This is a genomic window from Planomicrobium stackebrandtii (assembly GCF_030814955.1).
Lineage (GTDB): Bacteria > Bacillota > Bacilli > Bacillales_A > Planococcaceae > Planococcus > Planococcus stackebrandtii.
This window is the reverse complement of the sequence record NZ_JAUSWB010000003.1, coordinates 177,901-192,770: the sequence shown is the minus strand read 5'-3', so window position 1 is coordinate 192,770 and position 14,870 is coordinate 177,901. Positions and strand designations below refer to the sequence as shown.

The 14,870-nt window shown below is 45.3% G+C and carries 14 protein-coding genes; 2 read left to right on the top strand and 12 right to left on the bottom strand.

Annotated elements, in window-relative coordinates; all coding sequences use genetic code 11:
* Positions 1-85 precede the first annotated feature (85 nt).
* Complete coding sequence (locus tag QOZ98_RS06995; protein ID WP_308786767.1) at positions 86-1,954, top strand: SEC-C metal-binding domain-containing protein; 1,869 nt, start codon at positions 86-88, stop codon at positions 1,952-1,954.
* A gap of 133 nt (positions 1,955-2,087) precedes the next feature.
* Here QOZ98_RS06995 and QOZ98_RS06990 read toward each other — a convergent pair whose 3' ends face one another.
* The 12 genes from QOZ98_RS06990 to QOZ98_RS06935 all read right to left on the bottom strand — a co-directional run bounded on the left by QOZ98_RS06990 (position 2,088) and on the right by QOZ98_RS06935 (position 13,650).
* Entirely contained in the window at positions 2,088-2,345 is a 258-nt protein-coding gene (locus QOZ98_RS06990; protein WP_308786766.1) for a Txe/YoeB family addiction module toxin, read from the bottom strand.
* The gene (locus QOZ98_RS06985; protein WP_308786765.1) at positions 2,346-2,603 is read right to left on the bottom strand and encodes a type II toxin-antitoxin system Phd/YefM family antitoxin; all 258 of its coding nucleotides are present in this window, start codon (positions 2,601-2,603) and stop codon (positions 2,346-2,348) included.
* Between the two features lie 165 nt (positions 2,604-2,768).
* Positions 2,769-4,049, bottom strand: a complete 1,281-nt coding sequence (locus QOZ98_RS06980) for an SMI1/KNR4 family protein (RefSeq protein WP_308786764.1) — start codon at positions 4,047-4,049, stop codon at positions 2,769-2,771.
* A 16-nt stretch (positions 4,050-4,065) separates the two neighbouring features.
* Entirely contained in the window at positions 4,066-4,509 is a 444-nt protein-coding gene (locus QOZ98_RS06975) for a hypothetical protein (RefSeq protein WP_308786763.1), read from the bottom strand.
* Positions 4,510-4,753: 244 nt separating this feature from the next.
* On the bottom strand, positions 4,754-5,218 hold the full coding sequence (locus QOZ98_RS06970) for a hypothetical protein (protein ID WP_308786762.1): 465 nt from the start codon (positions 5,216-5,218) through the stop codon (positions 4,754-4,756).
* Positions 5,219-5,268: 50 nt separating this feature from the next.
* Entirely contained in the window at positions 5,269-5,823 is a 555-nt protein-coding gene (locus QOZ98_RS06965; RefSeq protein WP_308786761.1) for a restriction endonuclease, read from the bottom strand.
* A gap of 94 nt (positions 5,824-5,917) precedes the next feature.
* The gene (locus QOZ98_RS06960) at positions 5,918-6,172 is read right to left on the bottom strand and encodes a hypothetical protein (protein ID WP_308786760.1); all 255 of its coding nucleotides are present in this window, start codon (positions 6,170-6,172) and stop codon (positions 5,918-5,920) included.
* Positions 6,173-6,401: 229 nt separating this feature from the next.
* On the bottom strand, positions 6,402-7,811 hold the full coding sequence (gene xylE, locus QOZ98_RS06955) for a D-xylose transporter XylE (protein WP_308786759.1): 1,410 nt from the start codon (positions 7,809-7,811) through the stop codon (positions 6,402-6,404).
* Positions 7,812-8,060: 249 nt separating this feature from the next.
* Positions 8,061-9,050 (bottom strand): Ltp family lipoprotein, encoded by a 990-nt coding sequence (locus tag QOZ98_RS06950; protein ID WP_308786758.1) that lies wholly within the window; start codon positions 9,048-9,050, stop codon positions 8,061-8,063.
* 325 nt (positions 9,051-9,375) lie between these two features.
* Complete coding sequence (locus QOZ98_RS06945) at positions 9,376-10,881, bottom strand: phytoene desaturase family protein (RefSeq protein WP_308786757.1); 1,506 nt, start codon at positions 10,879-10,881, stop codon at positions 9,376-9,378.
* Positions 10,882-11,156: 275 nt separating this feature from the next.
* Positions 11,157-12,506 (bottom strand): GntP family permease, encoded by a 1,350-nt coding sequence (locus QOZ98_RS06940; protein ID WP_308786756.1) that lies wholly within the window; start codon positions 12,504-12,506, stop codon positions 11,157-11,159.
* A 1-nt stretch (position 12,507) separates the two neighbouring features.
* Complete coding sequence (locus tag QOZ98_RS06935) at positions 12,508-13,650, bottom strand: glycerate kinase (protein ID WP_308786755.1); 1,143 nt, start codon at positions 13,648-13,650, stop codon at positions 12,508-12,510.
* Between the two features lie 132 nt (positions 13,651-13,782).
* Here QOZ98_RS06935 and QOZ98_RS06930 point away from each other — a divergent pair, with 132 nt between their 5' ends.
* Positions 13,783-14,859, top strand: a complete 1,077-nt coding sequence (locus QOZ98_RS06930; protein WP_308786754.1) for a CdaR family transcriptional regulator — start codon at positions 13,783-13,785, stop codon at positions 14,857-14,859.
* Positions 14,860-14,870: the final 11 nt, after the last annotated feature.

Below are 14,870 nucleotides of genomic sequence, written 5' to 3'. Positions count from 1 at the left end.
GATTTCCTTCCTCCAGAAGCTTGAAATGACAGCTTTTCCCCGATACGATAAAAGAAACAAACAACTAAAGAAATGAGATGGTCCAATGGTTGGAAGAAACGATCCGTGCCCTTGCGGCAGCGGCAAGAAATACAAAAAATGCTGTGGAAAGGAACAAGTCGTGGACTTGCAGGAAGTTATCAGTTCCGAGCTTGAGAGGATTATGGAAGGCTTTGTTGAAGAAGGTGTGGAACCAGCGGATTATTTTGAATTGGAACAGCGAATCCGAAAATGGGAACATGCATTATTAAACACGTTCGACGAAGACCTCTTGGAGTTAGCTGCATTTGAATCCTATCTGTTCATTGACCGTGCAGACGCTTGGAAAAATTACCTAGCCCGGCAAAAAAAACTCCAAAAGCGCCAGCGAATTTTAGATGTGCTGAAGTCGTGGGAACAACCATTTATTCTGCTCGGGGAAATTCAGGCTTTGAAAAACGAACAGCTTATTGTCCGTGATACCGTGACAAATGAACAATACCTGTTCCCCAATAACGGAGAAGCTAAGCCCGGCGAGTGGGTGTTCGGCATTGTTATGCGAAATCCGGCACAAGACAAATCAGAACTGCAGCCAACATCAAGTATCATCTTTATCCCAAAACATCAGGAAGCTGTAGCTAGAGAGTTGAAATTTAAGCTCAAAAGTGGAGTCAGTGATTCGCTGGAGCTGTATAAAACGTTTGCAGAGAAATCCGAAAAGTCATCTTTACCGGAATTCGAGGCACGCGTACTGGGACAAGTGGAACGCTTCACAAAAGAGTTTGGGTTGAATGACACATTGCTTGGGAACTTGGCTTTTGCTTTCCTGCTGGAAGTTCCGCTTACTGCACGCAAGCCTGAAGGAGTCGCCGCCGGCATACTGCAAGCGATAAATGATCTCGGTCTTTTTGGGAATTTTTACGTGACCCAGAAAAACCTGGCTGCCTATTTCGAAATTTCCGTTGCTTCCTTATCGAAATACCGCGTGCTTGCAGAAGACTATCTGGTGAATAAGATTCAAAGTTTGGCTGCAACACTGGAGGGTCCGAATCTGGATTTAGACATAGTTATGAATACGCCACAAATTTTAATTTCCATGGGCACCGATCCGAGAATCACTGAACGCGGCATGTGGCAAATGTTCATGCGCACGTCGCATTCAAAAGCTGAATCGTTGGAAGAATTGGAAAGAATGACACGTGATACGATGAATGATGCATATATGCCAGTGAACGATGCTGAAGCGGCGCAGCTCACGAGCTATCAGGCTTATGACTGTCGGAATGAAAAAGAACGCCAGCAACTCGCAAAGCAGGCGTTCAAACTCGATCCGGAAAACACAGATGCGAATTTGCTGATGGCGGAAATCACGCTCGCCCCAACCAAGAGGCGGCTTCATTACTTGCAGGCAATCGAATCGGGCTACAAGAATTTCGATCAAGAAGTGGATCCGGATTCAGCTTGGGGATACGTATTAAATCGTCCGCTTCTCCGTGCCTTGTTTTCATATGGCGCGTGGCTGATGGCGCAAAAAGAATACGCGGCAGCGATCGAACCGCTCGAAAAGCTGATGGAGTTGAACTCCTACGACCAGCAAGGAACCAGGTGGCTGCTTGCGAGCGCTTATATCCGCGCAGGCGAATGGGATAAAACGGAAGACTTCATGGTAGAATTTCCGCCGAACGATTATGAAGCGCTCGATTTCTATTTTGATTCGATCATGGACATGCATGATGGAACTCTAAATACCAGTGAACTGAAAGAACTTAAATCAGATGCGTTAGAGTGGAACCATCATATACCTCCCTTAATTAGAAAAGGCAAAGATCCAGGTGAATTCCCACGTTCCCTGTCTCTTGAAAGCGGCAATGAGGACGAAGCAAAACTTATTTACTGGCTCATCTTTGGCATGCCGGGAATCGAAAAATTCAGTTGATGCACCAATACTGAAAGAAGCCGCTTCATGAAAAAACAAACGCCACCTTGAAGCTATTTGGCCTCAAGGTGGCGTTTGTTCTATTCCAGTTCAGCAGCTGCTTTCCACTATTCACAGGAGAGGAATTTAGAATCTACTTATAGTGATACTTACATTGCAGAATGTATACATTCTTCTCGTCAATTCGGTAAACGAGGCGATCTGTTTCATTGATCCTTCTGGACCAGTAGCCGTTCAAATCATAACGCAGAGGTTCGGGCTTCCCCATGCCCTCATATCCATTGCGTTGAATATCTTGAATCAATACATTAATTCGCTTCAAGGTTTTCTTATCTTCCTTTTGCCAGTCAGTATATTCTGTCCAAGCCTTTTCTGTAAAGATAATATTCATTCAGTCAAGTTCTACAAGGCTGTGTGATGCGCACAAGCCTTCTTCCAATTGTTTTTTGGACTCCATCAAATGCTCACGATTCGCTTCATTGCCTAGCAAATGCATATTTTCCATCAAATTATTGTATTCTTCAGCAGATATCATAACGACATTTTTTTCGTTTTTCCTTGTAACAACTATAGTTTCAAAATCGTCTGTGACCTTATCCATATACCCTTTGAGATTGTTTCGAAGAGAAGAATAATTGATTGCTTCCATATGATCACCTTCCTTATAAGAATTGTACAATATCTCGTACAATAATTAAAATAGAAATACTCGATTACACCAACTTTTTAGTGCAACGCCGCTATCAAAAATATTAGATGATAAAATGAAAGTGTTTTTTGTATCTGTTAAGCTAATTTTTTTGCAGAGAAAACCTTATTTCATAAGGCTGCTAAACCAAATATCCAGCTCGCTGTCTGTCATGCCGCCAGTAATTTTGGAAAAATCCATTGGGCGTTTCACAACTGGCTGTAACATCCCAAACTGCTGGAAACTTCCTGAAAATTTTCGCAGCGCTGGTGACTCGGCAATTACTTCAATATTTTCGATAGGCGTCCGGATGCACTCCAAGGTTTCAATTTGCGTCTCTTTGATTTCCGTTGCGTCGAAGATTTGGCAATCGATTAAGGTAAGCTTTTTTAGATTTCTAAAGTTCCCCCAAAGATGCATAGTGTAAAATGCACAATGTTCAATCGTCAGCGACTGCAAGTTTTTTATATCCCTGAATAGTCTTAAATCCGGGTGGACCACCCCTACTAACTGTCGAATGTGCAAATGCTCCAATTGAGTCGCCTTCTTTGCAATCTCTTCAAACTGATCGATGCTGAAGATCGACACGTCCAAACTCTTCACTTTGTCCAGCTCTTCACTGCCGTTCGAGAGGATTTTTGTCGGTTCCGCAGGTGCTTTCTGTGAGCTTGTCGTGATGAACTGGCCATCCACATAGACGGTTTCTTCCCACGGATCGCCTGCAAAGCTTTGCGCACGCTTTTTAGCTTGTTCTCTCCGATCCTTTTCCAGTGCTTCTGCTGTGGCTTCAGCCGTTTCAGGATGCAAAACCGGCAGCGGCATTTCTTCCAAGGCATGAAAAAAATGCAGGCTTTCTGCTTGGCTATAGCTCCACGTTCCTTCCCCGTCAATTGTATAAGGGCCTTCCTGAAGCGTTTTCGAAATAAATTCAATTAAATCCTCAACGCTGTGTGCGACGACATGTCGCGTATTTTCCTTGATTCCAAAATTGATAACCTGTCCGGATAGACCACTTGGGCCGGGATCCAAATCCACAGCCAGGAAATTGCCACCGAAATCAGCCGCAAATGGGATCCACTTGCGGTTTATGTATTGGTCTTTGATCGTTTCCGGTGGAACTGCATAGAATGGTACATCGTTCATTGCTTCATCGTCGGCTAATGCTGAACAGGATTGCCATTCACTCAAAACGCCAGACAGAGGTAAAAAAGACATGCCGAAAAACAAACCAGGCTCTCCGTCCAGCTCTCCATTATGCACCTGGTAAAGTTCTCTCAAATCAGTTGGTAGGCTGGTCCCAAGTGTGCGTTCCAGATTTTCAATCTCCTCGATGGTCGCAGGTTGACTTAAAAAGGATCCGAAATGAGAACTCAGTTTTTTTGAAATTCGTTTCATCACTAATTGCATCCGTTATCTCCCTCTCTTAATGCCAAGCGTGATTTTCTAAAAATGCGCTGCAAACCACCGTAAACACTTGGCCCGGAAAAATCCGCTGCTTGTTTTTAAGCTGTTCCTTGCCGGCCGCAATCGCTTCGTCCAATGTTTCGTAATGATTGGGGGGTTCGAATGCTGAAAAAGCAACATGTTCGCTCTCATCATGCTGCTGAACGAAAAGAAAATTTTGATAATGCTTAGCCTTTCCTTCATCCTTTTTTGACAAATCAACGATATTATCCTGTTGAAGAATCGCCATTCTTTTATAGATGATCAATGACGTATACCCCATGGAAATTTCTTCATAGGCCCGGTTGATAATGGTCGAAGGATCATCTGTCAGCAGTGGGAACGTATCCCTCGTCCCCCGATTGGACATCTGCACAAAAAAGTTCCGGTGGTCTTGCTTGTCGATAATTTGTTTTTCAAACATATTCCAGAACCCCCTCTTATGATTTCTATTATATACCAGCTGGTGATTACATACGAAAGATAGTCTGGACCAATGACAACTTCAAACTATCATGTATTTTCAACGCTTACTTCTTCCTATACAAAAATCGGCACGGCAAGTGAGAGTTGACCTTGCCATGCCGATATAATAAACGAACATATTTTGCACCAGCTAAGCTCGCAAATCTTCAGCCTAGCTTCACCGCTGCAATGGTTTCAAATGCTTAGTCTCGTAAGTTCCTTCTATACAAAACCTTAAAATCATGAGTCCAACTTACGCCATCACCTGATTGTTCCCAAGAACTTTCAATCGTATTCCCAGCTTCATCGATTTCCCCAACAAACCGCTGGCAGAAATCAAGCGATGAAAAATCAGGGCTGTCACGCCATAACTTCCAAACACGATCTTCAAAAGTCATTTGATACAAGCGCGTTACACCCCGTGAATCGAAATAATGCTGCAGGTAGCGCCCTGTTTCCGAATGCCATTCATAAACAATCATACTGCTTGGGAATTCAGGTTTCTCAATGTGCATGCGCTGAACGACATAACTGTCATCCAGCCACTCAAAACTGGTGTGCCCTATAATCGGAGTGGGCTCGAGATGCGGATGGGTGATTTCCACTTTCCAAGTACCGATAAAAAAGTCCAAATGCCTCAACATTTCTTTACGAGCAGGTAGTTCCATAAATACCCCTCCCATGCATTGGAGACAGTCCGGTTCAATCACTGTTCTATTCAGCCTGCTTTTTTCGCCAATAAAATCTCAACCAAGGCATCCCGGTTCACCAATTTCACTTTGTTGCTCTGTGCCAGCTCCGCAGCTGCTCTTGTAAAAAAGCTATTGGTAACAACCCATGCTTCGTTCGCTCCGTAATGCAGTTTTGCTGCGGAAATTTCCTGGACGGCTTTGATCCCGACATTGCTTTTATAGCGCTTTGCCTGCACCGCAATCTTTTGCTGGTCTTTTTCCAGAATGAGATCCGCTCCATAATCTCCTTTATAGGGCGTTTTGTGGACAATATACCCCTCCGCCCGGTAACACAAACGCAGAAATTCCTCAAACTCTTCTCCGGACATCCCATCCACCTGAAATATTCCCGACTCGTTCAATTTCTTCCGCTTTTTGAATTGAATCGTCTTAGCAATTGCCAGCATTACCATAAAACCAACGACAAATACCACAATGGTCCCTGTGACTGACTGCGTATAAACAAAAGTGCTAACACTGCCGAGAATCAAAACTCCGGTAAGCAACTCACCTAAATTATCATTCTTTTTCTTTCTGGCCATGTGAAACCACCCTTCACCTGTGTAAGCTGCTTTGGTTCAACCTCACTTATTCATTTAAACAAAAAAGAAAAGTTCTGTTCCTGATTTCCACAGACTATCCCACGCTTGAATAAATCAATTCATGATCAATAAATACTTTGCACTGAATAGCAAAAAAGCCGCCAAGGGTTACTTTGATATTCTTTACGCTCTCCATGCTATTCAGTTTACCGTTTAAGATTCCTCTAAAACTGAGTCCGAGATTTTCGTCCTGCAGATCTCCATCCACAAACAGCTTTTCTCCTTCAAACCACCGATTCTCCACGAGAATATGGCGGCCATTATAAGTAGTCTCAAATGTTTTTTTCATGTAAGCCCTCCTGAAAGAGTGATTTAAAATGAAAAAACCAGTTTCTTACTCAAAACAATTTGCGCAATATATTTATCTGATTATTCCATATCCTTAGTATACCATATCCTTTAAAAATATGGCTTTTATTCCCACTGTTTCTCGTTGGGTGAAGTGATGATTTTATCCATAGAAAAACACCTACCTACTCTCTCCAGAGTATTCCTGGTCAGAGCAGATCGGTGCCTTTTTATTCTTTGACGGTTCGTTCCATGCCTTGCGATTTTTTTAAAATCATTTCTAGTTCTTCCAGAGATTTTCCTTTTGTTTCAGGAATGAACTTCCAGACAAACAGCGCAGAAAGGATACTCATGAGACCGTAAATTCCGTAAGTCATTGTACCACTCACTTCCATCATTGGCGGATAGGTTGAAGACACGAAATAGTTGGCAGCCCACTGGAAAGCGACTGCAATGGCCAATGCCTGTCCCCTGATTTTGTTTGGGAAAATCTCAGACAGCAAGACCCATACAACCGGACCCCAAGACATCATGAATGAAGCAGTGTAAATGATGATGAATACTAAAGTTGCAGTTCCAATCTGCTCGAAGTAAGCCAAGCCAGCAACCCCGAACATCCCGATGGTCATGCCGATCGAACCGATGATCAACAGCGGCTTGCGGCCTACTTTATCGACTGTCACAATCGCGATAATCGTGAAAATGACGTTGACCAAACCCATGACGATAGTCTGGAAAAGCGAAGCATCACGACCGGCGCCCATGCTTTCAAAAATTCTTGGTGCGTAATAAAGCGCGACGTTAATGCCGACAAACTGCTGGAATACCGACAGCAGAATCCCAATGACAATGATTCCTCTTCCGTAAGCAAACAGTTTTTCCTTTTTGTCGTCAAAGGAATTTTTGATCTCGTATAGTGTCGCTTTTGCCATAGTCGTGTCATAGGTTTTCAATAAAATGCTCATTGCCTTGTCGTCTTTATGTTGAGACACAAGATACCTCGGTGTTTCCGGAACGAAAAACAGCAGCAGGAGGAACAGGAATGCCGGAATCGTTTCAGAAGCAAACATGTATCTCCAGCCCACATCGTTGATCCATTCCATCGTCTCGCCTCGTGCAATTCCCCAGTTGACGAAATAAACAACGAGCATCCCGAAAATGATGGCGAATTGGTTTAAAGCGACGAGGCGCCCTCTCAAATGTGGAGGAGCGATTTCCCCAATATACATGGGTGCCACTGCAGAAGCCAGGCCGACGCCGATTCCACCGATGATCCGGTAAAAGTTGAACGTCGCGAGCAAAGCGATTGATGGCTCGCCTGGTGTGAAAAACAAGAACTCAGGATAAGCAGATCCCAATGCGGAAACCAGGAATAAAAATGCAGCTGCGATCAAGGTATATTTCCGGCCAATTCTGACAGAAAAATATCCTGATAAAATTCCGCCGATGATACAGCCAATCAGCGCACTGGAAACCGTCAACCCGTGGATAAAGGAACTGAGCCCTAAGCTATCCGTAAAGTACGTCTGCAGCGAACCTTCTGCCCCCGAGATGACAGCGGTGTCGTAGCCGAACAAAAGGCCGCCCAATGTTGCTACTAATGTAATTCCTACGATGTATAAAAGCTTAACGTTTTTCATTTGGCTACCGAAAGCAGTTTCATGCTACTGCCCTCTCCTCCTCTCAGTTTGTAAGCGTTATCAGCATTGTAACAAAATTCCATTACTTAGTGCAATGACTAAACTAAGTTTTCTTCATATTTTTATTATTATGGAATAAAGCTCTAAGAGATTTCTGCAATTCGAAAAAAATAAGCTGCTACTTATAGTAATAAGTAACAGCTTAAAATAATTTTTTTGTCCTCTTTGATTGTAAGAAACAATATTAAATTAGAGTCCTACGGCATCCACGGCATAAGTAGCATCTGCATTACTGTAGCCCTCAAACTCTAATTGTTCGATCAGACCAGATCTTGAAAAAGGCGTAAACTCCAGGTAATTTTCAGCCGCTTTTACTGCCTGTTCTCTCCAATCTGCACCGATTTGTTCTACCGCATACGCAGCATCCGCATTACTAAACCCTTCAAATTCTAATTGCTCGATCAAACCGGATTTTGAAAAAGGAGTAAACTCCAGATAATTTTCAGCTGATTTTACTGCCTGTTCTTTCCAATCTACACTGATTTGTTCTACTGCATAAGCAGCATCGGTATTACTAAACCCTTCAAATTCTAATTGCTCGATTAAGCCGCTCTTCGAAAAGGCAGTATAATCTAAGTAATTTTCAGCCATTCCTACTGCTTGTTGCTGTGATGCCGTTCCCGCATTTTCTGCCGCAACACGCTCGGCTTCTTCGGCTGCTTCACGTTCAGCTTCTTCTGCCGCAACACGTTCGGCTTCTTCGACTGCTTCGCGTTCAGCTTCTTCGGCTGCTTCGCGTTCAGCTTCTTCGGCTGCTTCGCGTTCAGCTTTTTCGGCTGCTTCGCGTTCGGCTTCTTCGGCTGCTTCACGCTCGGCTTCTTCGGCTGCTTCACGCTCGGCTTCTTCGGCTGCTTCACGCTCGGCTTCTTCGGCTGCTTCACGCTCGGCTTCTTCGGCTGCTTCGCGCTCGGCTTCCTCTGCTGCTTCGCGTTCAGCTTCTCCGTCTGTTTCTTCTTCAGCTTCTGCCTGCTGTACACCGGCAACCTGCTCTTCTACCGGATCCACAGTTATTCCAAATAAAATAAAGAATGCTACTATTGCGGAACCAAAATACATCGCTGCTTTTTTTCTATTTCTTTTAGCTTCCGGAATCCACCTCAATACTAAATCAGGTTTGATTAACCCCACTACCAACGCCAAAATAGAAACAAGAAATAGCAGCAAGAACAAATTGTTCATTTTTTTTCCTCCTTTTTTTTGCATTTAGAGATTATATTTTGTAATTCTTTAGATACTTATACCACTGAATTTTTATCGTTCAGTTTTTGTACCTGTACTTATAATCCACTAGGTTCCATATGCTGTTTTTTTAGTAAGTAATATGGCTTATACTAATTATAATAGTTTATACCTACTAAAACAATCTAAAAATTACAACTACTCAACATGAGCTTTGTAAGCACATGTCAAAAGACCGTTAATTCAAATTTGAATTAACGGTCTTTTTGCTCTTTATTATGTGAATCTTAGCTGACTGAGTTGCTTATTCAGCAAAATGAATCTCTTACTTCTTACACGCCTGATCGCGCTTGACAATCTTATCGCTCACTTGCTGGCCGCTCAGTGTCACCATCGGCATACCGCCGCCAGGATTGACGGTGCCTCCGACAAAGTAGAGGTTGTCGTAAAGTTCGCTTTGTTTTTTGTGCTTAAAGCCGCCGTTCCTATTTTTATCGGAAACGGTGCCGTAAATCGCTCCACGGTCTGAGCCGTATGTCCGTTCAATGTCATGAGGCGTCCAGACGTCACGCGTCACGATATTTTCCCGCAAGCCGTGCAAGCCCATGCGTTCCAGCTTGTCGAGCACACGTTCTTCAAACTGCCGGTACTCCTCCGGCGTAAATGGCTTGTCCTGGATATACGGGATATGCGGCAGGATTTTGATGTTTTCATGCCCGGGTGGTGCCTGCGTTGGGTCGGTTTTGTTGACGTTGACCAAGTAAATGGTCGGGTCGTCCGGCAGCTCGTGCTTTTCAAACACTTTTTCCATTTGTTCATGCAAGTTCTCGGAAAAGAAAAAGTTGTGGTGATTCAGGAACGGATAGGTTTTTTTGACACCGAGATGCAGCACGAGGCCCGAGCTCGACGGTTCGTACTTGTTCACCAGTTTCGTGACAAACTTCTCGTCCGCATCGACCATCTTTTTATAAAACGGAATGACTTCCATGTTCGAAACATAATAATCAGCTGTTTTGAACGAACCATCTTCAAGTCTAATGCCTTCGATTTTTTCGTTTTCATTCGCATGTGCCCGAACCACGCCCATACCGGTATGGATTTGAACGCCTTCTTCTCTCGCAAGCCGCTCCAGCCCTTCCGCCAATTTATGAGTTCCACCTTTTACATACCAGCAGCCTTGTGCATGCTGCATGTAAATCATCATGTTGAGAACCGCAGGCGCGCTGTAGGGCGAAGAACCGACGTATTTCACATAATAAGAAAGCATGTCGCGCAAATGCGGGTTGCTGATGCGCTTGGAAATCGCGCTGTACATGGTGGACGTCAAGTCGAACCCGATTAAGGTGGCCAGGATGCCGTTTTGGGCAACGGCTTCTCTCGGCGACTCAAAGCCCTCTTTTAAATAGCTGTGTTCAGTCGTCTTGTAAATCCGCTGTGCGTATTTCAATAGGGCGTAATACTCTTTCATGTCCTTCTTGGAAAGCGCAGGGTTCGCCCGTTCCATCAAGCGCAAGTCGTGGTACAAATCCAATACCGTGCCATCCGGGAAAAACGACCGCCATTCCAGGTCAAGCCGCTTGAGGGAGATGTAATCAGCCATCCGCTTGCCACTGCCTTGAAACAACTTATCGAAAATATGCGGCATTGTTAAAATTGACGGACCGAGGTCAAAACCGAAACCGTCCTGTTCCAGGCGATTGACTTTTCCGCCAATGTGATCATTTTTTTCGTATAAAGAAACCGCATACCCTTTTTGCGCAAGGGAAATCGCCGCGGACAAGCCGCCCAGGCCTCCCCCAATGACAATTACGGATTTAGTCGCATTCACCATATATGTACCGCCTTTCATCTTTCAAGTATGTTCGTGTTATTGAAGCAGTAAAATCATCGCTATAGTTCTTTTAATTCCCTGCGGATTGGCTTTAAAAACTTTCTTTATATAGTTTTTGTATAATTTTTATACATACTTCATTATAGGAGCAGAATTGTCTGAATGTCCACACTGAAAGACTTTAGTAGAGGAACCTGTCCTCACCTTTTCAAACCAAAAAACCACCTTTCCTAAGAAAGATGGTTTCCTTTTGCCTTGCACATGTATTTTGATCGTTATACAAGAATCGTCCATAAAATCATTGTGAAGACAATTGTCGTAACCCCTTGCAGCAAGGTCGCCATTGTCTGTGCTTTATAAGCATCTGTTACTTTCATTCCGCTGAATTGTGTAATAACCCAGAAGAAGCTGTCGTTGACATGGCTCACGGTCATTGCCCCGGCACCAATTGCCATGACGACTAGTGCTAGTGGCACTGCGCCTTCAACGCCAAGAGTCGGCAAGAGAGGCGCCACTAAAGTTGAAGTGATAACCAGTGCGGCAGTTGAAGATCCTTGAGCCGTTTTCAATGCTGCTGCGATAAAGAATGGAATCAGCAGGAACAATGAACCACCAGCAAGTGCGGACAAGTCCATGCCTGCAATCAAATCCGCCACGCCTGAATTGGTGATAACGCGGCCGAACGCTCCGCCGGCGCCCGTAATCAATAGGATCGGAGCCGCGCTTACCAGCCCTTCGCCAATCCATCCAGACAAAGTTTCTTCGTTCCATTTCGGCAGCAATAAGAAGGCCGCAAACACACCTAGCAATAATGCGACAGTCGGTGAACCCAAAAATCTAATCGTATTCGTCAGTGCATCGTCGCCGCCAAGAACGCTGGCAATCGATCCCGCTGCGATCAGCAACACAGGAAGTGCAAGCGGCAAGAATGCTTTGAATGTAGAAGGCATTTCGCCAAACGATTTGATGACTTCTTCGTAGTTCAAATCGCCGCTTTGGACTGTATCTTCCGGCACTACGATTTTTGAAGCAACTTTGACTGCCCAAATATAGCCGACAATGGCCGCAGGAATCGCGGTGATCAAGCCGATTAAAATGATCGTACCCAGGTAGTTTTCAGCACCGATATTGCCGGCAGCTGCGATTGGGCCCGGGGTTGGCGGCACCAATGTATGCGTCGCGTACAAGCCCGTTGCAAGAGCGACAGACATCGAAGCGATTGAAACTTTCGCACGCTTCGCCAATGCTTTTTTCAAGCTCGATAAAATAATAAATCCAGAATCACAAAAAACAGGAATCGATACGATAAAGCCGATAATCGACATAGCCAGCTGCGGCCGTTTTTCGCCGATCAAACGCAAGACCACTTCCGCCATGCGGTAAGCAGCACCGGACTTTTCTAAAATGACACCAATAATGGTACCCGCGACAATAACGATCCCGATGCTGGTCATTAACCCGCCAAAACCTTCATTGACACTGAGCACAACATCCGCCAATGGCATGCCGGATGCGATTCCCATGAAGAATGCCCCGATTAACAACGATAAGAATGGATGGACTTTAAAGACCGCAGTCAATAACACAACCAATACAACACTTAAAGCAATAATGAAAAATAACATGTCAGCACCCCTTTTGTTTTTTCAAATAAACTCCAACAACCGTTTGCGTTTTCATCTTCAGCCGGTGGTACGGGTCGGCGATCGACTGTTGTGCCGTAACCGTCCCATCCACGACCGCATGGATTTCGGTGAAATAAGGCTCCACCAGCCCTGAACTCTGACTGTCAATCATTCCTGAAATCAAAAGAACTGGTTTGCCTGCTTTCTTTCCGGCTTCGGCAATGCCTAAAGGCGTTTTTCCGGATAAGGTCTGGCTGTCTGTTTTGCCTTCTCCGGTCACAACCAAATCGACCGTGTCCATATGGGCTTGAAACGAGATGGCCTCCAAAACAACATCAACGCCGCGCTTCATTTCTCCTGCAAAAAATGCCTGCATCGCTCCGCCGGCACCTCCCGCAGCACCGGCTCCTTTTTTATGATGGAGCGCCATGCCTGTTATCCGTTCGGCAATGTCCGCAAAATTTTGCAGGTTGGCGTCGAGCTGCCGGACCATAGGAGGTGATGCCCCTTTTTGGGGTCCAAATACCACTGATGCACCGTGTTCGCCAATCAAGACATTTTCCACATCACAAGCAATCAAAAAGCGGCTTTCCGGAATGCGGTGGTCAAAACCGGAAACATCCAGTTCTGCAAGCTCGGCAAGTGCACCGCCGCCGCGCGCCAAAATCTCTCCACTCCGGTCCAAAAACTTCATGCCAAGCGCTTCGAGCATCCCGGCACCGCCGTCATTGGTGGCACTGCCGCCAAGCCCGATGATAAAGCTCCGAAAACCGGCGTCCAACGCATGCCGGATCAATTCTCCCGTACCAAAAGAAGAGGCTGCGAGTGGATTTCGTTCGTGCTTTTCCAGCAAGGTCAACCCGGATGCTTCCGCAATTTCAACGACGCAGGTTTTGCCATCTCCAAGAATCCCATAACAGGCAGAAACGGTCCGCCCAATCGGATCCTGGACCTGGTGAGCGACCAATTTTCCGCCAGTCGCTTCCACCATGGCAGTCATCGTACCTTCCCCGCCATCCGCTGCCGGCAACAAAATGGTTTCTGCTCCGCTGCCAAGTTCTTGTATCGCCTCTGCCATTGCCTGCGCTGCTTCCATTGCAGATAAGCTGCCTTTAAAAGAATCGGGTGCTACCATGATTTTCATTGCCAAAACCTCCTTACCGCATTATTAAAGCGCTTACATAAAATTATAATGAAAAGAAGTTGTGGATACATTATACTGAGTGTACATATTTTTACCGAAATATTTAGAATATATATACCAAGGGGCGCATTTATGATTACAAGACAGCTGGCAGAAGAAATTGTCGAACAAACCATGATCCGCTTGAACCGCAACTTAAACGTCATGGATCCCAACGGCATGATTTTGGCATCAGGCGAATCAGAGCGAATCGAAAAAATCCATGAAGGTGCGGCGCACGTGGCCAGAAGCGGCGAAACCCTTTCCATCACAGAAGCCGATTTAGCGGAATGGCACGGGGTAAAACCCGGTATCAATATGCCGATCCATTTTCAAGGGAAACTGGTCGGCGTCATCGGAATCACCGGCAACCCGGAAGAGTTAACGGAAATATCTACACTGGTTCAATTGACAACAGAAATGATGGTCCACCAGTCGCTCATCACCTCCCACATCGAATGGAACCGCAAGCGCAATGAACTGATTTTTGAAGAACTGACAAGCGGCAAACCCTTATCCGCAGCAGTGCATGAACGGATTTTCCAGATGGACTTCGAAGGCAAAATGTCTTTTGTCACACTGCTGATTGAATTGAAAAAGCCGCCTTCCCCTTCCCACCGGATCATCGAACAGCTGGAAGGCCATTTCCAAAAACAAACCGTTGTCGCTGGACATTCCCAGCTGAACGAAATCTTCCTGTTGGTGGCAAATGAAGAGCCATCCCTAATGGAAGAAGAATTGTACGGTTTGCTTCATTTTCTGCAGAAAAGTGCGCCTGGGAGAATCGGAGTCGGTGTAGCCGTCGACAGCATTTTTGATATCCGGACGTCTTATTTGGCTGCGCGCAATGCCTTGGACTTTGGCGCCCCTGGCCAGCAACTGGTTTATTTTGAAGACGTGGAATTGATGGCGCTCCTGAAGCGCAATCCCCAAGACGATCTCGCCAAATTTACCGGCAGAATCTTAGCTGGGCTGAGCGAACCCTTATGCGAGACGCTGACTGCTTACTTTGCCTCTAACAAAAGCCATACCGAAACCGCTGACCGGCTAAAGATCCATCGCCATACCTTGAGCTACCGCCTGAAAAAGATCCTGGACATCACGGGGTTGGACCCATCGGAATTCCAGGATGCGGTTGTTTTGCATTTGGCATTGGCTATTCGGATTTAAGATTTTGTCTA